General features: G+C 41.7%; 18 protein-coding genes, 3 tRNA genes and 1 riboswitch. Of the genes, 17 read left to right on the forward strand and 4 right to left on the reverse strand.

Going from position 1 to position 21,731, the window contains the following annotated elements; genetic code table 11:
• Positions 1-3 precede the first annotated feature (3 nt).
• The 5 genes from OGI71_RS09210 (at position 4) to OGI71_RS09230 (ending at position 2,322) form a co-directional block, all read left to right on the forward strand.
• Entirely contained in the window at positions 4-855 is an 852-nt protein-coding gene (locus OGI71_RS09210; RefSeq protein ID WP_282255113.1) for a hypothetical protein, read from the forward strand.
• A 4-nt stretch (positions 856-859) separates the two neighbouring features.
• Positions 860-1,858 (forward strand): type I glyceraldehyde-3-phosphate dehydrogenase, encoded by a 999-nt coding sequence (gene gap / locus OGI71_RS09215; protein WP_223579598.1) that lies wholly within the window; start codon positions 860-862, stop codon positions 1,856-1,858.
• A 176-nt stretch (positions 1,859-2,034) separates the two neighbouring features.
• Positions 2,035-2,107: transfer RNA gene (locus OGI71_RS09220), tRNA-Phe, on the forward strand.
• A 52-nt stretch (positions 2,108-2,159) separates the two neighbouring features.
• Positions 2,160-2,232 (forward strand) — tRNA-Gly (locus OGI71_RS09225).
• 5 nt (positions 2,233-2,237) lie between these two features.
• Positions 2,238-2,322: transfer RNA gene (locus tag OGI71_RS09230), tRNA-Leu, on the forward strand.
• 70 nt (positions 2,323-2,392) lie between these two features.
• On the opposite strand, the gene OGI71_RS09235 is transcribed toward OGI71_RS09230, so the two are convergent.
• Positions 2,393-3,346: a hypothetical protein gene (locus OGI71_RS09235; RefSeq protein WP_282255114.1), complete on the reverse strand. Its 954-nt coding sequence runs from the start codon at positions 3,344-3,346 to the stop codon at positions 2,393-2,395.
• A 126-nt stretch (positions 3,347-3,472) separates the two neighbouring features.
• On the opposite strand from OGI71_RS09235, the gene OGI71_RS09240 reads away from it, so the two are divergent.
• From OGI71_RS09240 to OGI71_RS09255, 4 genes are read left to right on the forward strand one after another with little or no spacing between them, the layout of a single operon-like run.
• A complete protein-coding gene (locus OGI71_RS09240) occupies positions 3,473-4,690 on the forward strand; it encodes a hydroxymethylglutaryl-CoA reductase (RefSeq protein WP_282255115.1) in 1,218 nt (405 codons plus the stop codon).
• Between the two features lies 1 nt (position 4,691).
• The gene (locus OGI71_RS09245) at positions 4,692-5,273 is read left to right on the forward strand and encodes a CDP-alcohol phosphatidyltransferase family protein (RefSeq protein ID WP_282255116.1); all 582 of its coding nucleotides are present in this window, start codon (positions 4,692-4,694) and stop codon (positions 5,271-5,273) included.
• Between the two features lie 2 nt (positions 5,274-5,275).
• The gene (locus OGI71_RS09250) at positions 5,276-5,986 is read left to right on the forward strand and encodes a phosphatidate cytidylyltransferase (protein ID WP_282255117.1); all 711 of its coding nucleotides are present in this window, start codon (positions 5,276-5,278) and stop codon (positions 5,984-5,986) included.
• A gap of 52 nt (positions 5,987-6,038) precedes the next feature.
• Complete coding sequence (locus OGI71_RS09255; RefSeq protein WP_282255118.1) at positions 6,039-6,710, forward strand: phosphatidate cytidylyltransferase; 672 nt, start codon at positions 6,039-6,041, stop codon at positions 6,708-6,710.
• A gap of 250 nt (positions 6,711-6,960) precedes the next feature.
• On the opposite strand, the gene OGI71_RS09260 is transcribed toward OGI71_RS09255, so the two are convergent.
• Positions 6,961-9,600: an alpha-L-rhamnosidase gene (locus tag OGI71_RS09260; RefSeq protein WP_282255120.1), complete on the reverse strand. Its 2,640-nt coding sequence runs from the start codon at positions 9,598-9,600 to the stop codon at positions 6,961-6,963.
• Positions 9,601-9,834: 234 nt separating this feature from the next.
• Positions 9,835-9,930, forward strand: a riboswitch (TPP riboswitch).
• 60 nt (positions 9,931-9,990) lie between these two features.
• Between OGI71_RS09260 and thiS the strand changes: the two genes are divergently transcribed.
• From thiS to OGI71_RS09300, 8 genes are all read left to right on the forward strand, one after another.
• Positions 9,991-10,197 (forward strand): sulfur carrier protein ThiS, encoded by a 207-nt coding sequence (gene thiS, locus OGI71_RS09265; protein WP_259178563.1) that lies wholly within the window; start codon positions 9,991-9,993, stop codon positions 10,195-10,197.
• A 47-nt stretch (positions 10,198-10,244) separates the two neighbouring features.
• Positions 10,245-12,059 carry a phosphomethylpyrimidine synthase ThiC gene (thiC, locus tag OGI71_RS09270; protein ID WP_282255123.1) on the forward strand — a complete coding sequence of 605 codons (1,815 nt, stop codon included), beginning with the start codon at positions 10,245-10,247 and terminating at the stop codon, positions 12,057-12,059.
• Positions 12,056-12,670: a thiamine phosphate synthase gene (locus OGI71_RS09275; protein WP_282255125.1), complete on the forward strand. Its 615-nt coding sequence runs from the start codon at positions 12,056-12,058 to the stop codon at positions 12,668-12,670. Before thiC ends, OGI71_RS09275 begins: the two co-directional genes overlap by 4 nt.
• The gene (thiE, locus tag OGI71_RS09280; RefSeq protein ID WP_282255126.1) at positions 12,634-13,254 is read left to right on the forward strand and encodes a thiamine phosphate synthase; all 621 of its coding nucleotides are present in this window, start codon (positions 12,634-12,636) and stop codon (positions 13,252-13,254) included. Before OGI71_RS09275 ends, thiE begins: the two co-directional genes overlap by 37 nt.
• Complete coding sequence (locus OGI71_RS09285; protein WP_282255128.1) at positions 13,251-14,021, forward strand: thiazole synthase; 771 nt, start codon at positions 13,251-13,253, stop codon at positions 14,019-14,021. Before thiE ends, OGI71_RS09285 begins: the two co-directional genes overlap by 4 nt.
• A 9-nt stretch (positions 14,022-14,030) precedes the next feature.
• The gene (gene thiH, locus OGI71_RS09290; RefSeq protein ID WP_282255130.1) at positions 14,031-15,155 is read left to right on the forward strand and encodes a 2-iminoacetate synthase ThiH; all 1,125 of its coding nucleotides are present in this window, start codon (positions 14,031-14,033) and stop codon (positions 15,153-15,155) included.
• Positions 15,156-15,159: 4 nt separating this feature from the next.
• On the forward strand, positions 15,160-15,870 hold the full coding sequence (locus OGI71_RS09295) for a HesA/MoeB/ThiF family protein (RefSeq protein ID WP_282255131.1): 711 nt from the start codon (positions 15,160-15,162) through the stop codon (positions 15,868-15,870).
• A 137-nt stretch (positions 15,871-16,007) separates the two neighbouring features.
• Positions 16,008-17,249 (forward strand): YaiO family outer membrane beta-barrel protein, encoded by a 1,242-nt coding sequence (locus OGI71_RS09300; RefSeq protein WP_282255132.1) that lies wholly within the window; start codon positions 16,008-16,010, stop codon positions 17,247-17,249.
• Here the strand turns inward: OGI71_RS09300 and OGI71_RS09305 are convergent.
• Positions 17,246-20,668 carry a sulfatase-like hydrolase/transferase gene (locus tag OGI71_RS09305; protein ID WP_282255135.1) on the reverse strand — a complete coding sequence of 1,141 codons (3,423 nt, stop codon included), beginning with the start codon at positions 20,666-20,668 and terminating at the stop codon, positions 17,246-17,248. The genes OGI71_RS09300 and OGI71_RS09305 overlap by 4 nt on opposite strands.
• A complete protein-coding gene (locus tag OGI71_RS09310) occupies positions 20,662-21,729 on the reverse strand; it encodes a hypothetical protein (RefSeq protein WP_282255136.1) in 1,068 nt (355 codons plus the stop codon). The genes OGI71_RS09305 and OGI71_RS09310 overlap by 7 nt, the downstream gene beginning before the upstream one ends.
• Positions 21,730-21,731: the final 2 nt, after the last annotated feature.

The following is a 21,731-nucleotide window of genomic DNA, read 5'->3' on the forward strand; positions in this document are numbered from 1 at the left end:
ACTATGATAGCAGTAGTATACAGTGGATCTCGATTCTCAGACTGGCGGTTGGCTGACAAAGGCCGGATAACTACCGGGTTTCGCATGAATGGTATCAACCCCTATCTCCAGGATGAACGATCCATACTACAGCATTTAAATAGAAATACCAATTTGATCAATAATGCTGAAAAAATTAAACGTATTTATTTTTTCGGTGCCGGTTCTTCATCAAAAGAACGTAAAGATAAGATCAAAAATGTTTTCGAGCGTTTTTTCGTCAATGCCCGTGTCAAAGTAGACCATGATGTTATTGCTTCTGCTATTTCAACTTTTGGAGATGAAAAAGGGATCGTAGGTATTATCGGAAGTGGGTCGAATGCCGCTTACTATACCGGAAAGAAAATCATTGAGAACAATTATGGTCTGGGCTACATCCTCGCAGACGAAGGGGCTACCAACTGGAATAGTCAGCAATTGCTGAAACATTATATGACAGACACCCTTCCCGTCGATTTGAAGGATAAATTGGAAAAAGAATTCACTTTGGACAAGAAAAGTATTTTGGAGAAGGTATATATTGCACCTCAACCCACCAACTTTTTAAATTCATTTACCGATTTTGTACTTGAAAATAAGGAGCATTTATTTATCAACCAATTGATCAAAAATGGGCTACGTACTTTTATTAAAACTTATATTAAGCCATTAATGAAAGAGTATCCAGACAGTGACGTGAATTTTACCGGTTCGGTAGCTTTCAATTATGAAAACATCCTGCGAGAGGTAGCAACAGAAGAATTTAATATCAGTATTGGCACCGTGGTCAAGGAGCCGATACATAATTTAATTAAATATTATATCAATAAAAATTAAGAATATGAAAATTGGAATTAACGGATTTGGCCGTATTGGTCGTTTAGCATTCAGAGCTGCTATCAATCGTCCAGAAATTGAAATTGTTGGTATCAATGACTTAGTTGAGCCGGATTATATGGCTTATATGTTGAAATACGATTCAACGCATGGTAAATTTGACGGTACTGTTGAAGTTAAAGACGGCAACTTGATCGTGAATGGCAAAACAATCCGTGTAACTGCTGAAAAAGATCCAGCAAACTTGAAATGGAATGAAGTAGGTGCTGAGGTAATCATCGAATCTACAGGTTTCTTCTTGACTCAAGAGTTGGCTCAAAAACACATTGATGCAGGTGCGAAAAAAGTTGTTATGTCAGCGCCAGCAAAAGATGACACACCTACATTCGTAATGGGTGTAAACCACAAAGAATTAAAAGCAGATCAACATATCGTTTCAAATGCATCTTGTACAACAAACTGTTTAGCTCCTATCGCTAAAGTATTGAATGATAAATTCGGTATCGTTGAAGGTTTGATGACTACAGTACACGCTGTAACAGCTACTCAAAAAACTGTGGACGGTCCTTCAGTGAAAGACTGGAGAGGTGGCCGTGGTGCTTACCAAAATATCATCCCTTCTTCTACAGGTGCAGCTAAAGCTGTAGGTTTGGTTCTTCCTGAATTGAAAGGTAAATTGACAGGAATGTCTTTACGTGTTCCTACTGCTGACGTTTCAGTTGTTGACTTAACAGTGCGTTTAAATAAAGGTGCTTCTTACGAAGAGATCAAAACTGCCATGAAAGAAGCTTCTGAAGGCGAATTGAAAGGTATCTTGGGTTACACAGAGGATGAGGTTGTTTCTTCAGACTTCTTGGGTGATGCTCGTACATCAATCTTTGATGCAAAAGCAGGAATTTCTTTGAATGATAACTTTGTTAAAGTTGTATCTTGGTATGACAACGAGTGGGGTTATTCTAACAAAATCGTTGATTTAGTATTAGAAGTTGGTAAATTATCTTAATAAGATCCACCTAGACAATATCAAAGGGCTATTCGATATGAATAGCCCTTTATTTTTTCCACTTAGGAATCAGCGGGTTGGCGTTTAAACGCAAAAAAAAGCACTTTTGCCTTTTGTATTTCAAATAATCCCTCTATATTTGCAGCATCAATAAGGCAAACAGCCAATATTGAAAAGGTGCCATAGCTCAGTTGGTAGAGCAAAGGACTGAAAATCCTTGTGTCGCTGGTTCGAATCCAGCTGGCACCACCGAAAGAAGCAGAACGCAATGTTCTGGAATACTTTGAAAAATAATTCCAATGCGAAAATAGCTCAGCTGGTAGAGCACAACCTTGCCAAGGTTGGGGTCGCGAGTTCGAATCTCGTTTTTCGCTCACCTGCCTAGGTGGTGGAACTGGTAGACACGCAGGACTTAAAATCCTGTTCCCGTTAAGGGAGTGCGGGTTCGATTCCCGCCCTAGGTACAAGAAAGCTCATCAGTCGATGGGCTTTTCTTGTTTTATAGCTTTTTCTCCAACGCTCCCCTCCTTCGCCTTAAATTTCGTTATCCGAACTTACCCGTGCCCTATAAAGCTCAATCTTTTGATAAATCTTGTTAAAAAACATTTTCTTATCCCGCGTGCCTGCTGTATTTAACAACCTGGAATTTTTAAGCTGATGCTGATAAAAGTTTGACGCATGCTGACAGCTATCTGTATCATTTGTAATAAAGTAGCCCAGCATCGTATGGGGCACAAATAACGCCTTTCTGTCCTTGTTCCCAACCAAAACATTATTGTTTAAGATCAATAGTTCATGATAATATAGTTGATACTGCTCATTATTCGGAACGCATTTTTTTTCCAGTGAAAACACCAGTTCCTTTATCTGGTCACAAAGGATCTTCCCATTGTCAGCTGTCAATAGACCCGCTTGGGAAAAATACATAATCTGCTGTAGCGTACTATTGATTGTCGTATCATTCCAGATCTCTTTTACCCTGATGGACGAATAATAATCATTCAGCTTTTGTCCCCGATTATCCATCGGTGTTTTTAACAAAAACGACTCAAAAGATACCTCCAACTCATCCGGGCTCAATAAATTGAGCCAAACATAGCGTTTAAAACGAGATAATAATCCTGTATTTATCGTATAGAAGATCGGTATATCCTTAGCCGAATAATACAGGAACGTCTCTAGGTTGGGTTTAAATTCTGTTAAAGACTTAAAGGAATTCTCAAGGTAATTTGACAGGTCATTGAATGACTGGATTTCCGTTGTCCTTTTCACTAAAACATGATCACTATGCTGAAACATCTTATCCAAAGAAAGTGAAAAGTGATTCGCGAGTTGTACCGTCTCCTCTATTGAAAATTTGCTCTTCATCGAAATCCGCCGATGCGCCGCATCATAGCTAATATCAAGAGCGCTTGCTATAGCCTCAATGATAGACTTTGTTGCATCTATTTTTCGTTGTATTTCCTGGATCAGCTTTTCTTGATACATAGGCTTATTGGTTTTGCGATTATCACAAAAATAAAAATATTTTTTATTGTTTACCACAATTTAGAATGCGATTATCACAATAACTTTGTTAAACAAAACAAATAGTCATTTTATTAAAAGCTGAATATGAAAACATTATTAAAAATACCTGCGCGAGCAGTTGATCAAACGGAAAACTTATGCGCTTTACCCCTTTCGTCGGAAATTAGCACCGAAGGAACGAAAACACTACGAAGCTATCTAAGCGAAGAAACGAACAAGCAATTTCCTACATTGACCTATACCAACATCGACCTATCGCTATTAAATGGAAATATTGAGAACTTCATTGGTATGAGTCAAGTTCCGACAGGGATTATTGGTCCATTAAAAGTCCACGGAACCGCAGCCAACGGTGCATACTATGTGCCATTGGCCACCAGTGAGGGGGCATTGGTCGCATCTTATCATCGTGGAGCGAGGGCATGCTTGCTAGCAGGGGGAGTTACTTCGATCTGCCTAAAAGAAGGTGTCCAACGAAGTCCGGTATTCAAATTTGAAAACTTAAATGATTTAAGCCTTTTTGTGTCGTGGTTCCTTGCTGAGAAAGACATTCTTCAGGATATCGTTAAGAAAACAAGTCGCTTTGCAAAATTAACGGACACAAGAATCCAAATCGAAGGCAATCATCTGACCATATCATTTGAATACTTCACCGCAGATGCGGCGGGACAAAATATGGTCACCATCTGTACAGATGCCATCTGTCGGTTTATGGTCGACCTATGTCCGGTCAAGCCTACACACTGGTTTATTGAAGGGAACAGTTCCGGCGACAAAAAGGCAACAGCATATTCCTTCAACAACGTTAGAGGTAAGAAAGTAACGGCAGAAATAGAACTATCAGCCAGCATTGTATCGGAAGTACTCAAAACATCATCCGAACTGATGGATAGATACTGGCGCAGCTCCACCATGGGGATCATCCAAAGCGCTGCCATAGGTGCACATGGTCATTATGCCAATGGGCTGGCCGCACTATTTTTAGCTACTGGCCAGGATGTTGCCTGTGTAGCCGAAGCTGCAACAGGTATCACAAGAATGGAATTAAATAAAGATGGTTCACTATACGCCAGCGTCACCTTGCCAAACCTGATCATAGGGACTGTCGGTGGTGGCACAAACCTCCCTACCCAAAAGGAATGTTTGGAGATCATGGACTGTTACGGAGAAGGAAATTCAATAAAATATGCAGAGATAGCCGCAGCTCTTGTACTTGCTGGGGAATTATCTATTGCTGCTGCCCTGTCAGCAGGCCAGTTTACGCAGGCACATCAAAAATTCGGCAGAAAAAAATCGGTATAAAATGGAAACGAAAAAAGAAAATAGATGGAATGTGCCAAATGCACTTTCTATCTACCGTATACTTGCAATACCTTTTATTAGCTATGCCATATTAACTGAAAACAGGAATCTCTTTATAGTATTATTGTCTGTAAACCTTATAACGGATATCCTCGACGGATTAATCGCTAGACTATTTAAACTTCAAACAGAATTTGGCGCTAAACTGGATTCGGTCGCGGACATAGGGACATACCTGATGGCCTTTATGGGAATGATAACACTGGAAAAAGCTTTCGTAGCAGCATATAAAATCGAATTTATCCTCCTTATTGTCTTATGGATTGCTCCCCAAGTATATGCCCTTATCCGATTTCAACGGTTCCCCAGCTTTCATTTATGGTCTTATAAGATAACTGGTTACTTACAGGGCATATTTATCTTTAGCTACTTCGTATTCGGATTTCATACAATCTACTTTCACTTGATGTTAATCGTGAGTTGCCTGGCTTATCTGGAAGAATTATTTCTAGTGATTACCTTACCAAAGCTGCAATCCAATTTGAAGAGCATATTCCTTATCCAACAACAAAAAGGAGGTTGATCATGTATTTGTTTATTGCGAACATATTGCTATTATTTTTTGGAATAGGTGCTTTAGTGACACTGTATCTCAATAAGGACAGTCAAGCTGATCGAGCCAAAGAGCGTTGGCTAAAACTGGGAGTGTATTTTCTGGTGCTGGTCCTGGTATTTTCGTCCATTTATTTTGAACAAATAAAACTCCTGGCTATTTGCATAGGAATCGTCGGCCTTTATGAAATTTTTAAAGCCCAATCATTTTCCAGACAAACAGTTCCTTTCTGCTATTTTGTGTTATTCATTTACCTCAGTATCCTATTTGCATTCGTTAAGTTCAGCAATCAGATACCAACAGAGCATATATGTTTTGTCTACTTTATAGTTGTCACCTTTGATGGGTTTAGCCAACTTAGTGGTCAATTATTGGGAAAACGAAAACTGATCCCCAAGATTAGTCCCAATAAAACTTTTGAGGGTTTGATTGGTGGTATGATATTGACACTATCGACCAGTCTTTTCCTTTTTCATTATATCCATCCTTCAATCGGATCAACAGTAGGGACAGCAGTATTCATCTGTATTTCCGCACTTGTTGGAGATCTCTTGGCTTCCTGGTACAAGCGCAGATGTCAAATTAAGGACTACAGCCGATTAATCCCGGGACATGGTGGAATATTGGATCGCTTCGACAGCTTTATGTTCTCCGGAGCAATGTATTGGTTAGTTTATTTATAGCAACGTAAATACCCTAATCTTAAAATAATTGATAAACAAATAATTTATACAGATGAAAAGCGAATTATCAAATATGCTCCTATTGGCAATGATCTTTTTGCTGCTATTTGCCCTTTCTGAAATATTATACCATTGCTTTAAGATTAGAGTTGAATTCACGAGAAAACTCGTGCATATGGGCACGGGCATTATTTCACTGTTATTCCCTATTTTACTTATAAGTCATTGGTCCGTATTGTTGCTTTGTGGATTATTTACCGTGATTTTGGTCTTATCCCTAAAATTTAATTTATTGCGATCTATACATGCGATTGACCGGAAATCCGCAGGTAGCCTTGCCTATCCTGCCGCAGTGTATCTTTGCTTTCTGACTCAGGCCTATCTGGATGATCGATATATTTTCTATTATCTACCTTTAGCTACCTTAGCTATCTGCGATCCCATGGCCGCATTATCTGGCAAAAAATGGCCATTGGGTTCCTATATGATCCTTGGCGCAAAAAAGACTATGTTAGGATCTATTGTTTTCTTTATCAGTGCAGTTATTGTGGCTTTTTTGATCTGGAAATACACGCATGATTCGAATCTCGGCTTTCAGGAACTTACCATCATAGCTGCGATTGCACTCATGGCTACACTCGCTGAAGCAATGAGCAAAGATGGCTATGATAATCTAACCATCCCCATAAGTACAATCGTAAGCTTGTATATTCTTCTTCCTTAAGCCCCTTTTTCTTCGTATCAAAAGCGTACCATATTCGCTAACAGCCAGATCAGAAGCCTACTTCAAGCAGACTAATACCGGATATTGAGCAGGAATTGTTTGGTCAACATCTGATCAACATCGATACCCAACTTGGTCCGCACCGCCAGTAATCCGAATAAGGTCCGAAGACAATACGAAGAAATGCTCAACAAACGATAATAGCTTATAGATTTCCTCAATTATTCAAAAAGACTGCTAACCAGACCTATTATTTCAATTCCAAATCCATTCGATGTCTCCCTGCCTCCAATTGGATTACTTTGCCATCGCGAATATTTGCTGCTGGATAAAACGTAGCCGTGGCATTTGGCGGGATCTCTACCTGATATTCGACCTTGTTTCCGCTTACCTTCCAATTGGATACAATGTTTCCATAAGGCGAATTGTAAGTAATAGAAGACTCCTTGAGTTCCTTTGGGAAAATAGGCTTTAATAATACATGTTTAAAACCAGCCTGTGACGGATCGGGCAGGATACCACCAATGGATTTAAAAAACCAGCCACCTATCTCACCAAACATCATGTGATTATCAGAGATATCTCTTGTTGCCTTCAGATCCCAGTTTTCGAGTAAGGTGGTCGCGCCATTGACAATCCACCATCCCCAGGAGGGATAGGTATCCTGTACCGCAACTTTATAGGCTGTTTCGTCATAGCCATTATCCTTCAATGCATTCAGGAGTGCTTTCGCCCCCAACACACCAACATCCAGATGAAAATTGGCCTCTTCTACCCTGCTATTTAAGTTGGCGGCAACTTTGGCTTTCATCGCTTCCGGAACCACGCCCCAATACAAAGGTACACTCAATTCTGTCTGCGTCCCAGTACTATAGATCCCTTTTGAACGATCCAAAAACTTCGCATTGATGGCATCTTTGATCTTCCTGCCCAGCATTTCGTATTTCTGCTGATCAGCTGTTTTTCCAAACATTTTTGCTGCGGATGCCAAAATTGTTGCGTCGACGTAAAAGTACACCGATGAGGTAAGCTCAAGATTAGATTGCGATTTGACCGGCACCCAATCTCCACGACCGAAGGTTGTTAAGCCATTGGGACTGATTCCATCCACGTAATCCACATACCGTTTGATATTTTCATAACATTCAGCTAGCAAGCTGGCATCGCCGTAAAACAAATAAGTTTGCCAAGGAATAATGGCAATGGTACTTGTCCAGTCCAAGCCATTTGCTGTACCATACCCCCAACCTCCTGTTGGTATGATATCAGGCAGTACACCGTTTTCTTGCTGTTCGTCCCGATGATCCGCCATCCACTTCTCATAGACAGTGATGCCGTCAAAATTATAATAGGCTGTTTCGATTGCGAGATGGCCATCACCAGTCCAGCCATTTTTCTCCCGTTGCGGACAATCCGTGGGATAACCCATCAAGTTGGACAGGTAGGCATTATTGGTTGCCGCCCATAAACCGTTTATTAAGGGGGATGAAGTTTTCAGCTGGCCAATTGGACCTACATCACTATGCATGAAATAAGCCGTAATAGCGGAATCATCCAATACAATCGACTCACTGCTGCTTACTTCGACATAGCGAAAGCCTTTATAACCAAATTTCGCCATAAATTCGTCCTCTCTTCTGCCACTCAGCGTCAAGATATCGGTCTGAAAGGGCTCCAGGTCTTTATTCCCACGATAATATACATCAATATTGGACAAATCTAAGCGTCCATTTTCCTGTAATCGTTCACCATGCTTGATTTTGATCACCGTCCCCGCCTTACCACTAACCTTTATCTTTGTCACCCCGGCCATATTCTGTCCCATGTCAAAGACGTAGGTTTTCTCATCCATCTTTTTCATCGATTTCGGCGAATAGGATCGAACCAGGCGTATGGGTACCATTTGCTGCGAGACAATATGTGTAGAGGGTGGGTTCCGATACTGAATGGCATGCCACTGTGAATCGTCAAACTGTGGAGTATCCCATCCCGGCATCTCCAGACGGGCATCATAATGCTCTCCAGTGTAGATATTATTATAACGGATAGGTCCCCCCGCCGTCTTCCATTGTTGATCTGTAATTAGCGTTTCTTCACTACCATCCTGATAGACAATACGCAGGTTCAAACAAAATGTGGGACGATTACGCCAAGGGGCTTTGTCAAAATTCCATACCGCCAATGGTTGGTGATTATACCAGCCATTCCCCAAAACTACAGCAACTGCATTGTTTCCCTGCTGGATCTGACGGGTCACATCTTCCACCACATATAGTGTACGTCTATCAAATCGGGTATACATCGGATCCAGACGATGGTCACCTATTTTTTTGCCGTTTATAGAAAGTTCGTAAAGTCCCGCCACAGCAATATAGGCGCGGGCAGACTTAATCGGTTTGGTCGTTTTAAATGCTCTTCTGAAATACGGTGCTTCCTGCTCGTGAATATCCTGATTATCACTGATCCATTTCCCTTTCCAGTTCTCCATCCCCATCATACCGGTCTCAAATGAAGCGATGGAAGATGTACTTTCATTACTATTTTTGTCCCAGACAAGCACTTTCCAATAGTACTTTGTCTGCTGTTTCAAGCTAGTGCCACTATAGTGAATCAACATAGCCGAACTCTTTTGCTTTCCGCTATTCCAGATATTAGCTTTATTTTTCACCAATGCAAGTGAATCACTACTTACCAAGATTTGATAAGCAGATTGCTTCGCCCCCTGTCGTTTATCGGCCAGTCTCCAACTTAAACGGGGATTTGATTTATCCACACCCAATGGATTCACAAGATGTTCACAGCGTAGTTCAATTGGCAGACATTCTTTTTGTTTTTGTGCATACAGTATTGTGCTTACACACAGCATCGTCATCAGTAAAATTTTTCGCATGTTTAGTTTATACTCCGTTCAACTTTTTATATTTCCTATCATAGCATTTAGGTCATCTTCTAGGAGACAATGCGCGCATTCAACAGGAATACAAAAGTGTTAAATTGTTTTAGTTGATTTAAAAACGAATATATCAATTATTATCAAAATAATTAAACTGTACTGTCCTGCTACCTAGTTGCTGAAAATTAACAGCAATATTTTGGATTATTCATCAAAATAATCCTATATTAGTCTCGACTTTAGGGGTGTCTGCATATGCGGGCTGAGATTTTACCCTTATAACCTGATCCAGATCATACTGGCGTAGGGAAAAGTAAGTTATCTTCCAGATACATTACTGTATCTTGTTGTAGCCATTCCTAAAGTTTTACCAAAAAAATAAAAGGAATGGAACTTACAATCAATCATCAAATCCGATTTTTCGACCCTGCTCCGAGCTCTCTAGCCGAACTTTTACAGACGGAACTATCCGGTAAAACCCAAGGTATTGCCGTGGCCCTCAACAACTGCGTTGTTCCCAAAGACAACTGGACCGCAACAGTTTTACAACCCAATGATCATATCCTACTCATAACTGCTACACAAGGCGGATAATATCGTATGGAGCATATTCAATTCAATATACCTAATTCCCCATTAACATGACATCAGAAAAAATCACACAAACCCCCTTTCCAAATTCAACCAAAGTCTTTGTTCCCGGTACACTCTTCCCTATCCAGGTGGCCATGCGTCAGATTTCATTGAGTCCGACCAAATTGAGCAATGGACAGATCGAAGTCAACCCGCCCATCAGCATTTATGACACTTCTGGCCCCTATACAGATGGAACACAAGATATTGACATCCGTAAAGGACTTCCCCGTCTTCGTGATCAGTGGATCCTTGACCGCGAGGATGTCATACAACTTGAAGGCATCAGTTCGCAATATGGTCAAAAACGTCTGGCAGATACCACATTGGACGAACTTCGGTTTGCTTACAGCCATAAACCTAAAGTTGCTGCGCCAGGTAAAAATGTGACGCAATTACATTATGCAAGAAAGGGTATCATTACACCAGAGATGGAGTATGTTGCCATTCGTGAAAATCAACGGATAGAGCAGCTTGCTGATAGCACACCAGGCATGGATCATCAGCATCCGGGCGAAAATTTCGGTGCCAGAACTGTCGGAAAATATATTACGCCAGAGTTTGTGCGTGAGGAGATCGCTGCTGGTAGAGCAATTATCCCCAATAATATTAATCATCCGGAAAGTGAACCGATGATTATCGGTCGCAATTTTTTGGTAAAGATCAATGCCAATATCGGTAATAGTGCCGTGAGTTCAAGTATCGAAGAAGAGGTTGAAAAGGCTGTTTGGGCCTGCCGCTGGGGTGCTGACACGATCATGGACCTATCTACAGGCAAAAATATCCACGAAACCCGCGAATGGATTATCCGCAACTCACCTGTTCCAATAGGTACAGTTCCGATCTATCAAGCGCTGGAAAAGGTCAAAGGTGTTGCCGAAGATCTCACCTGGGAAATATTTCGGGATACACTGATCGAGCAGGCCGAACAGGGTGTGTCATACTTCACAATACATGCAGGGGTTCTCTTGCGTTATATCCATTTAACAGCACAGCGGGTGACGGGGATCGTGTCAAGAGGTGGATCCATTATGGCTAAATGGTGTCTTTTCCATCATCAGGAAAACTTCCTCTATACCCATTTTGAAGAAATCTGTCAGATCATGAAACAGTATGATGTTGCTTTTTCTCTGGGTGATGGTCTACGTCCCGGTGCAATTGCAGATGCCAATGACGCGGCACAATTTGCTGAGCTGGAAACTTTAGGTGAGTTAACAAAGATTGCCTGGCAGCATGATGTACAGGTGATGATCGAGGGACCTGGCCACGTTCCGATGCAGCTTATCAAAGAAAACATGGAAAAACAACTGGAATGTTGCGATGAAGCGCCATTTTATACCCTTGGTCCTCTGACAACCGATATCGCGCCAGGTTATGATCACATTACTTCCGCTATTGGTGCCGCAATGATCGGTTGGTATGGCTGTGCTATGCTCTGTTATGTGACACCAAAAGAACACCTCGGACTGCCCAATAAAAAAGATGTGAAAGATGGTGTCATCACCTACAAATTAGCCGCGCATGCTGCAGACCTAGCCAAGGGACATCCTGGGGCACAGTACCGCGACAACGCCTTGAGTAAGGCGAGATTTGAATTCCGATGGGAGGATCAGTTCAACTTATCATTGGATCCCGACACTGCGCGGGAATATCATGACGAAACTTTACCTGCAGACGCCGCCAAAGTAGCGCATTTCTGTTCGATGTGTGGCCCAAAATTCTGCTCCATGAAAATTACGCAGGAAATCAGGGATAGCGCAGCACAGGGTATGCTTGAAAAATCGCAGGAATTCATCGCCCAAGGAAAGGAAATCTATTTATGATCATTGCTTTGACAGCTGAGGAGGAATTCGCTTCAGAATTTCAGACAATACATGCACTGTTTGAACAGGGACTTGATCTTTTGCACTTGCGAAAATATCATTTTACAGATGAACAAATGCAGCGATATGTAGCATCAATAGATGCAACATATCACGATAGACTGGTCCTTCATTCCCATCCGCAGCTGTCAAATGCACTTCATATTAACAGAATTCATTTTAATGAACATCATCGGCGAAGCGGCTTTTTTGATCCGCAGCTGACCAACTCTATCTGCTCGACTTCGGTCCATCATATCAATCAGTTCAATACGCTAGACAAATGCTGGAATTATGCCTTTTTAAGCCCTTTATTTCCGAGCATTTCCAAAGCAGGTTATGGGCATAACGATGCTGTCCTGGATCAATTACAGTCACGCACCAATTTTGATGTTCATTTAATCGGTCTGGGTGGGATAAAAGCTGAAAACTGTCTGCTTTCAATAAAGGCTGGAGCAGATGGAATAGCTTTACTTGGCGCTTTATGGCAAGCCCCCGACCCTATTCAACATTTTATTACATGTAAACAACAACTATGCTCGAAAGACTACAGTATATCTCGCAGGGACTGACACTGGCAGAACAGAAGAACAACATCCTAAAGGCATTGGATGCAGGCGCCACCTGGATACAAATCCGGTGGAAACAAGCTGATGAGCAGGATTTCCTTCGGCTTGCACAGGAGATAAAACAGGTATGCGAACAATTCGCAGCCAAATGCATCATCAATGACCACGTAAAGCTTGCCAAGGAACTGGATGTTGATGGTGTACATCTCGGACTAACGGATTGTGGTATCGCCGATGCGCGTCTGCTATTGGGGTCAAAAAAAATCATTGGCGGTACGGCAAATAGCCTGGAAGATGTGCTAGGTCGAATAGCAGAACAATGTGACTACATCGGACTCGGCCCCTATAAACATACCCATACAAAACAAAAGCTCAGTCCGTTATTAGGCCTAGCGGGATATGAAAATATCATCAACCAAATCAGGCAGCAGGGACTCCCGTCTGTTCCGATTTTCGCCATCGGTGGGATCAGCAGTCTCGAAGACATTCAAAATCTGCTACAGACAGGAGTTTATGGTATAGCTTTATCTGGACTGGTGACCCAAACACCAAACATTATTTCATCTATTAAAAATCTCTTACCATGAGCACATTACAAATAGCCGATCGCAGCTTTGAATCCAGATTATTTATGGGGACGGGCAAATTTGGCAATCTAAACGAAATGAGTGAGGCCATTCAGGCTTCTGGTTCGCAGCTGGTTACCGTTGCACTCAAGCGGATTGACCAACTTGCTGTGCATGACGAATTAATCGCTGCAATTGATCTAACAAAAATAGATTTGCTTCCCAATACTTCGGGGGCCAGAACGGCGGAGGAAGCCGTTTTGGCAGCCCAACTGGCCCGAGAGGCCCTTGAAACAAACTGGATCAAATTGGAAATCCATCCTGATCCACGCTACCTATTACCTGATCCGATTGAAACATTACGGGCAACAGAAGCGCTGGCAAAATTGGGTTTTGTTGTCATGCCATATATCCATGCAGATCCTGTGCTCTGCAAACGACTGGAAAATGCGGGCACTGCTGTTGTCATGCCCTTGGGTGCTCCCATTGGTAGTAACAAAGGGCTCCGTACATTGGACTTCTTGGAGATCATTATCGAAGAAAGCAATGTACCTGTAGTTGTCGACGCTGGAATTGGCGCTCCTTCCGACGCAGCTAAGGCTATGGAAATCGGTGCTGATGCCGTATTGGTCAATACCGCAATTGCCGTTTCCAATAATCCGCTATACATGGCAGAAGCTTTTAAAGAGGCCGTCATTGCAGGACGTAAGGCTTATGAAGCTGGTTTGGGCCCTATCAATTCCCGAGCGGTCAGTTCGAGTCCGTTAACCTCATTTTTATTTGATTGATATAGAGCTATGAACGATTTTAAAGAGATACTTGACCAATATAGCTGGGAAGAAGTCCAAACAAAGATCTATGGAGCCTCCGATCAAGATGTACGTCGTGCATTAAACCGGGTGAATTTGACACTCAACGATTTCATGGCACTTATTTCTCCTGCTGCAATACCTTATCTGGAGCAAATGGCACTCAAAGCGCAACAGATCACGCAACGGCGATTTGGCAAGACCATCCAGCTTTATGCGCCACTGTATCTCAGTAATGAATGTCAGAATATCTGCACCTACTGTGGGTTTAGCATGGACAATAAGATTAGACGGAAAACACTGAACAACACAGAATTACTACTGGAAGCGATGGCTCTCAAATCCATGGGTGTCAACCATGTATTGCTGGTCAGTGGGGAAGCAAACAAAACTGTGGAAATCAATTATTTCTTAAATGCAATTGAACTGCTGAAACCTCATTTCTCCCAAATATCGATCGAAGTCCAGCCCCTAGAACAGGAAGAGTATCAATTATTACAGACCGCAGGGGTATATGCTATTTTAGTCTATCAAGAAACTTATCATCGGGACGTGTATAAGAAATACCACCCGAAAGGGAAGAAATCTAATTTTGATTATCGCCTTGACACCCCCGACCGCATCGGACAGGCCGGCATTCATAAAATTGGATTGGGGGTATTACTCGGATTAGAGGATTGGCGTGTAGATAGCTTCTTTACGGCTGCTCATATCGCGTATTTGCAAAAACAGTATTGGCAAACCCGGTATTCCATTTCCTTTCCAAGGCTGCGACCGGCCGAAGGCTCTGTAGCACCCAATTTCCATCTTTCAGACAAGCATTTGCTCCAATTGATCTGTGCTTACCGCTTATGGAACGAAAATCTGGAAATCTCAATTTCCACCCGGGAAAATGAAAGCTTTAGGGATCATATCATTCCTATCGGGGTGACAACAATGAGTGCAGCCTCCAAAACAAACCCCGGTGGCTATGTTGTAGATCCACAAGCCCTGGAGCAATTTGAGGTCAGTGACGAACGGGATATGGAAACCATAAAAAATCAAATCCGAAAAATGGGATACGACCCGGTGATGAAAGACTGGGAAAGCAATTACTCAGGGTTAGTACGTTAGATCGATGAAAGAGGATCTTATTTTTGAACGGTATAGCCGACAGATTTTTATAGAGGAAATCGGTGTCGAGGGGCAACGAAAAATCATGAATTCCAAGGTGCTTATTGTAGGTGCTGGTGGATTGGGAAGCCCCGTTTTACAATATTTAGCTGCTGCTGGCATCGGTAGGCTTGCCTTAGTTGACTTCGACAAGGTAGAACTACATAACCTCAATAGGCAGGTGATCCATAGCGAAAAGCAGTTACATGTCAGTAAAACAAAAAGTGCAGCCGATTACATCGAGCAACATAATAGTACCATTGACTTTCAACCGATGCAGCTGAAGCTCGAGGCTGGCAATGCAACAGAAGTCTTAGCACCCTATGACATCGTTGTGGATTGCTGCGACAACTTTAAGACGCGTTATCTGCTCAATGAAACCTGCATCAGGCTGAACAAGCCATTGGTATATGGAAGTATATATGGATTCGAGGGGCAATTGGCTGTATTTAATTATAAGGGCAGTAAACATCTCCTAGACCTCTTTCCGACAGTTCCTCCTCCCGAACAAGTACCCAACTGTGATAAGAATGGCGTATTGGGGCCACTACCAGGTATAATAGGGAGCATGATGGCTATGCAGGTGCTCAAAATGGCTGCCGGGTTACCGGTAGACTGTAATCAATTAACTATTGTAGATACATTGCATTGGCGCTTTACAAAGCTTTCTTTTTAAAACATTGCTTCACGGGCTCTCCCACCTGCGGGGAGCTTCTCCTTAAAATTAAAATTCATTTAAAACAGGTGTCTGCAAACAATATTTTCTAATTTTAGTTTATATTAGCAAGCTAAATGTCAACTATACAATCTGGAATGAAAAAAGTAATTTATCCATTACTATCACTCGCTTTATTACCTTTATTTTCAATTGCCCAAGAGACAAAAATCACCGCTGATGATCTCTTTGCCAAAGCACGTAAGGTCGCTTTTGATTCAAAAGACTACCCGCAGGCCATTCAATTATCGAAACAGGCGCTTCTACAGGCACCAGAATATACCGACATCAGCATCTTTCTGGGACGCCTCTATACCTGGTCAGATAAGATTGATTCAGCCCGGACGCTCTTTAATGAGCTAGATAAGAAGAACACAAAAGATGAAGACTTTTTTCTCGCCTATGCAGCGCTGGAATACTGGAATGACCAGGCCGAAAAAGCAAGCCAGCTAACCGACAAGGGATTGGATTTTCACCCCCAATCGCAAGATCTCCTGTTGTTGAAAGCCAAGATCAACTACAGCGCCAATCACTACGAGATCGCCGAAAATGCGGTGCATCAACTCCTCAAGATCGACCCAAAAAATGCGGAAGCGCGATCTTTAGCCAAAAACATTGAGGAATATACCGCTAAAAACGCCATCGGTCTAACCTATAATTTCGTCTATTTTGACAAACAGTTTGACAATAACTGGCATATCGTTGGCTTAAGCTATAAACGTGCTACTCCCATCGGATCTGTGATCTTTCGGACAAATTATGCAAATAAGTTTGCGGAGAATGGTGTACAGTTTGAAATGGAAGCTTATCCACGTCTATCCAAAATATTTTACCTCTATGTAGGAGCAGGTTACTCCAATAATGTAGGCATATTTGCCAAATATCGTACAGGTGTCTCCTTATACGCCAACTTACCACATAGTTTTGAAGGGGAAATCGGATACCGACAGCTTTATTTCAGTGACAATATCTGGATGTATACGGCTTCTGTCGGAAAGTATTACCAAAACTTCTGGTTCAATCTCAGGACATACCTCACACCCGGTGAAGAGAACATTTCCCAATCTTATACCGGAACTGTGCGTTACTATACAAAGGGTGCGAACGACTATTTCGGGTTTAGCGCGGGAACAGGTTTGAGCCCCGAGGAAAACCGAAATAATCTATTGGATAATGCACCATACAAATTAAAGACATTCAAAGTAGGTGCTGAGTACAATTTTTCTGTCAAACAAAGTAATCTATTTTCGATCTCAGGCACCTATTATAACCAAGAATTCCGACAAAAAGAAAAAGGAAATCAACTGGATATCATCCTAGGTTATATCCGCAAATTTTAGTCTTTCTTCAAAGAACCGAAATAATTGGCATAAACACTGTCGGGAAGCAATCTCTTTTGGGTATAAAACAATTTGTTCTTGCGCTTAAACAATTCAAAGCGCTTGGACAATTCTTCTTTTGCATTATCCGGGGCGATATCTTCATTGAGTGTGCCATCCAGTTGATATAATTGGCCCTCAGAAAGATGATAATTACCACGCACAAAGTCAATCAGTTGATTCTTGCTCTGCATCATGGCAATCCCCGCTCCTTTTGCTGATGCACCTTTATCAAGTCCCTGACCGATCCAAGTTACTTGAGCTGGAGTTTTTAATGCAAAATTTTCTCTATAATAGGCCAGTAATGAAGGGGCAATGTCAAAATGGCTCACAAAATTGTGAAAGGTCTTTGCTTCTTTTAGCAGTGGCGAATAAATCAATAGTGGCACATGATAACGGTCGATTTTGCTTTGTAAAGGTATCTCTGGCATGGCGTGATCCCCAGTGATAATAAAAATGGTATTCGCAAAATCCGGTCTTTTTTCATATTCCTTAAAAAACTGTGCCATCGCATCGTCCAAATTTAAAATTGAAACAAGCTGTGTCCGGTTCTCCATGGCCAACTTTTTTTGTGTCGGCGACAGCTCCATAGATGCGATTCGTTGATCAAATAACTGCTCATAATGGGCTACATTATTAATTAAAAAAGGATTGTGTGTCGATAGCGTCAGCAGGACATGGAAATAGGGATTCTCCTGCACTTTCTGTACTTCAAGTAATTTGCTAAATACGGCTTGGTCTTCATATCCCCAACTTTCACCTCCTTTTTCCGGTAACTTCTTATATGGTGGATCAAAAGCCTCCTGGTCAATGAGCCTATCAATTTTGTTATAGTCCATGAATTTTTTCATGAAATCGAAATTAGAATGCCCACCATAGAAAAATCCTGTATTGAACCCGTTATGCTTTAGAATGTTGAACAGATTAAAGTTATCCGGCAAGGTATCCTGCTCAAGGAAACCATGCATAGCGAAAGGCAATGAGCCAGTTAATGTAGGTAATACGGAAAATGTCCTTCCCGAGGAGCTCATATTATTATCCCAATACAAGGATTGTTTTTTTAACTTACCTATAAATGGTGTAAAGTTGCCGATGTAACCATTTTCCGAACTATAGGCGTGTCCCAAACCTTCAATAACAAGAATGACCAAATTCGGTGTCTTCGTTGTTTTGTTTAAATAGGCACCCAGAAAATCCTTGGTGTCTTCAGTTTTCAGAAAAGGAAATTTACTATCCAGTTCCTTCGGATCCGTATCATCTTGATCGAGTACCGCCAACATTCCGGGGTGCTCCGCCACATAATTGGATAAATTGGATTCAAAAAAATAACGCCATTTACTTCGACTTGCATTGGCCACAAATTCATCCTTTGCCGAAGCGCTTCCCAAGATCGAAGCTGAAGAAATAAAACAAGACACAAGACCTATTGACAAGAACGCAATCCCCACATAAGCCTTTTTAAAAGTCTGTTTATTGGCTATCCAGAGCGGAACCCAAGCGATCACAATCAGTAATAAAAGCAAAGCGATATTCGTAAAACTCAGCATACCGCTGGCTTCCAAAATCTGTTTCATCTCTTCGGAACTATAATAAAATAGGTCCGCGCCAAGCAGATTTCGCGATTCCGCAAAATACAAAAACAGGATAAACTGAATGACAACGATTGCTACTAATGATACGACCAGCAGAAACTTCGACCAAAAGCTACTGAGGAACTGAAGCAATAAATACCCTACACCCACACCACCTAGCACCTGAAAGGCAAAGAGCAGGTTGTCTCCAAGAAGGTATTTCACTGCACCCACATCTGCAAGCTGAGCAAAACGTCGGTCATACCACCACCATTCTACCCCGATGGACAATATGTACAACACAAAGAAAACAGCCATGACCGGACCTATGCCTTGAAATGCTAAGTTTAATCGCTTACCCAGGTATTTCCAAACGGACTCATTCGCCTCTTTTTGCTGAAAACCTTGTCTTGTCATTTCACCCCAGCCATGCTGTTTACGAAAGTAATCAACTACCCCCTGTACACCAGCTTTGACAACAATGGGATGAAAATATAAAGGTTCAAGAATGGCTGTTGTGAGCAAGGTCGAGAGATCCCGTTTTTTTGTATAGACCTGATGGCTGACAAGATCAACCAAGATGGCATAGATTGAATATAAAATTCCAGAAGCCATGACCAGCGCAAATAAGGCAAAGAAGAAGGGCCAGTTAATAATTCCTAAAATAAAAAAGATCACAAAGACAATGTATCCTGTAAATTCGACGATAGGTCCTAAAAACTCAAAGAAAAACCAGTAAGGCATACTGATCATACCAAAACGACCGTATTTGGGATTAAACATCAGTTTTCGATGCTTCCATAAGGTCTCCATGGTGCCTCTCATCCAACGATTGCGCTGTTTGCGCAGTACCTCTTTTGACTCCGGCACTTCCGTCCAACACAGGGGATCCGGAATATTAACGACTTCATAGGCTTGTTTTTGCTCTTCCATATAACGCCGCATACGCACTACGAGCTCCATATCCTCACCCACCGTATTTCTGTCATAACCACCACAGGCCAGAACGATCTGACGATCAAAAGCACCAAAAGCACCAGAAATCAAAATCAATCCAGAAGCCCTGGACCAAGCCATTCGCCCCAAAATAAAGGCACGAATATATTCCAGCGCCTGCGTGCGGCCTAACCAGGACTTCGGAAGATTTACATCCGTCACAGATCCATTAACCACATTGCAGTTATTGGCCAAACGTATGACACCTCCACAAGCAATGACACGTTTCTCTGTTTGTTCCAAAAAAGGCTTTGCCAATTTTAAGATTGCATCCTGTTCCAGAATACAATCCACATCGATACAAACGATATAGTCACCAGCAGAAATGTTAACCCCAACATTAAGTGCATCTGCTTTACCACCATTCTCTTTATCGACAACAATGAGTTTTTTAAAGGCTGGGTTTTTACTTTTATAGATTCCCCGAATTTCCTTGGTTTCAATATTCCCCTGGACAAAAAAAGAAGTAAGTTCGAGTTCATAAGCCACGATCAACTTTTCCATAGAATCATCCTTACTGCCATCATTCACAATAATAATTTCCAAATTATGGTAATAAAGAGATAATAAAGAGCGTACATTCTCGATAATGGTCATTCCCTCGTTGTAAGCTGGAGCAATCAGGCTGAAGGTGGGAGCATTTGGATTTGTAGCAATAATACTATAATCGGTAAATGCGTTTTTATGTTTGTAACGAAAGACTGCTCCATAAGCATATAGTCCAATCCACGTATAGATAATAAATACGGTAGCAGAATACAGTAAAAATAGCCAAACTACAATTTCATATACAATATGGGAAAATTCTAACATTTTTTCTCTTGCAAAGCGTGTTTAATAATCTGTATGAGTTGGTCGTAAGTATCCGTTGTTCGCGAAATTTCGTGCAAATAATCTGCTTCACCTAGAACAACAAGTACTTCTGCCGCCGAGATTTTAATCGATACCTCAGCATGATTCCACAATTGTTCCTTCAAAAAGTCTTCACTTTCCCTGCTCCGGGCTACTTTCATGGATTTAAGAATTTCAAGCTGCACTTCAATTGGCTGTTGATCGAAGCAGGTAATAAACTGTCTAATCGTCGTGTTGTTTTCTATGGCTTGCATCGTCCGTATAGCTTGCACACGAACAGGTATGGCTGGATGATCAAGCAAGTCATGGACTGCAGCGTACATTGGCATCAATCTAAATTTTCGGATCAGGCGCAAGGTAAATATAACGACAGAATCATTTGTACTCTTTAACCAACTGTAAACCTGCACATCAGAAAGTTCAGGTATATGATGAATAGAGTACAGAAGTCGCAATTGCTGCCAGTCTGATAGCGGTTTATCAAAATGCTCCAAAAATCCCAGACCTTCATAGCCCTGAAAACTTACCATAGCATACTGTGCTTCCTGATAAACCGCCGTACGATCATCATTCAGCTTAGCCTTTATCTCCGGAATTGCCGCTTCAACATTCATCGCAGCCAGCTCCTGTATACCACCTGCAACGAGATAGGCTTTTCTTTGGCGTAGCTTTCGCCAGGCCTCATCTTCCAATTTAAATTCATAAAACAGGCCATTGATGGATTTTTTTGCCGCGCCGGAAAATTTTCGGTCCGAAGCAACCAATACATCCAAGAAAAGCGCACGAAATGACGGTTCCTTGAGATGTTTGCCAAATTCCTGATCGTGTTTTGTATTCTTATCATTTCCCACAATCGTCTCTATAATTTTATACTCGATAATCTGTCTCCAGGAATGTCGATTATGTAAGATCCTATAACTGTAAAAACTGTAGCCCAACACAGCAATAATCAGCAATAGCACTAGAACTAGGATGGCGATTATTGCTAGGATAAGCTCATGTAGGACGATATGCTGGGACATGA

Origin of the sequence: Sphingobacterium sp. ML3W (assembly GCF_029542085.1) — a bacterium.
GTDB lineage: Bacteria > Bacteroidota > Bacteroidia > Sphingobacteriales > Sphingobacteriaceae > Sphingobacterium.

Excerpts from the sequence above, each read along its gene's own strand:
- OGI71_RS09210 (WP_282255113.1), top strand. The coding sequence starts at position 4 with ATGATAGCAGTAGTATACAGTGGATCTCGATTCTCAGACTGGCGGTTG.
- gap (WP_223579598.1), top strand. The coding sequence starts at position 860 with ATGAAAATTGGAATTAACGGATTTGGCCGTATTGGTCGTTTAGCATTC.
- OGI71_RS09235 (WP_282255114.1), bottom strand. The coding sequence starts at position 3,346 with ATGTATCAAGAAAAGCTGATCCAGGAAATACAACGAAAAATAGATGCA.
- OGI71_RS09240 (WP_282255115.1), top strand. The coding sequence starts at position 3,473 with ATGAAAACATTATTAAAAATACCTGCGCGAGCAGTTGATCAAACGGAA.
- OGI71_RS09245 (WP_282255116.1), top strand. The coding sequence starts at position 4,692 with ATGGAAACGAAAAAAGAAAATAGATGGAATGTGCCAAATGCACTTTCT.
- OGI71_RS09250 (WP_282255117.1), top strand. The coding sequence starts at position 5,276 with ATGTATTTGTTTATTGCGAACATATTGCTATTATTTTTTGGAATAGGT.
- OGI71_RS09255 (WP_282255118.1), top strand. The coding sequence starts at position 6,039 with ATGAAAAGCGAATTATCAAATATGCTCCTATTGGCAATGATCTTTTTG.
- OGI71_RS09260 (WP_282255120.1), bottom strand. The coding sequence starts at position 9,600 with ATGCGAAAAATTTTACTGATGACGATGCTGTGTGTAAGCACAATACTG.
- thiS (WP_259178563.1), top strand. The coding sequence starts at position 9,991 with ATGGAACTTACAATCAATCATCAAATCCGATTTTTCGACCCTGCTCCG.
- thiC (WP_282255123.1), top strand. The coding sequence starts at position 10,245 with ATGACATCAGAAAAAATCACACAAACCCCCTTTCCAAATTCAACCAAA.
- OGI71_RS09275 (WP_282255125.1), top strand. The coding sequence starts at position 12,056 with ATGATCATTGCTTTGACAGCTGAGGAGGAATTCGCTTCAGAATTTCAG.
- thiE (WP_282255126.1), top strand. The coding sequence starts at position 12,634 with ATGCTCGAAAGACTACAGTATATCTCGCAGGGACTGACACTGGCAGAA.
- OGI71_RS09285 (WP_282255128.1), top strand. The coding sequence starts at position 13,251 with ATGAGCACATTACAAATAGCCGATCGCAGCTTTGAATCCAGATTATTT.
- thiH (WP_282255130.1), top strand. The coding sequence starts at position 14,031 with ATGAACGATTTTAAAGAGATACTTGACCAATATAGCTGGGAAGAAGTC.
- OGI71_RS09295 (WP_282255131.1), top strand. The coding sequence starts at position 15,160 with ATGAAAGAGGATCTTATTTTTGAACGGTATAGCCGACAGATTTTTATA.
- OGI71_RS09300 (WP_282255132.1), top strand. The coding sequence starts at position 16,008 with ATGAAAAAAGTAATTTATCCATTACTATCACTCGCTTTATTACCTTTA.
- OGI71_RS09305 (WP_282255135.1), bottom strand. The coding sequence starts at position 20,668 with ATGTTAGAATTTTCCCATATTGTATATGAAATTGTAGTTTGGCTATTT.
- OGI71_RS09310 (WP_282255136.1), bottom strand. The coding sequence starts at position 21,729 with ATGTCCCAGCATATCGTCCTACATGAGCTTATCCTAGCAATAATCGCC.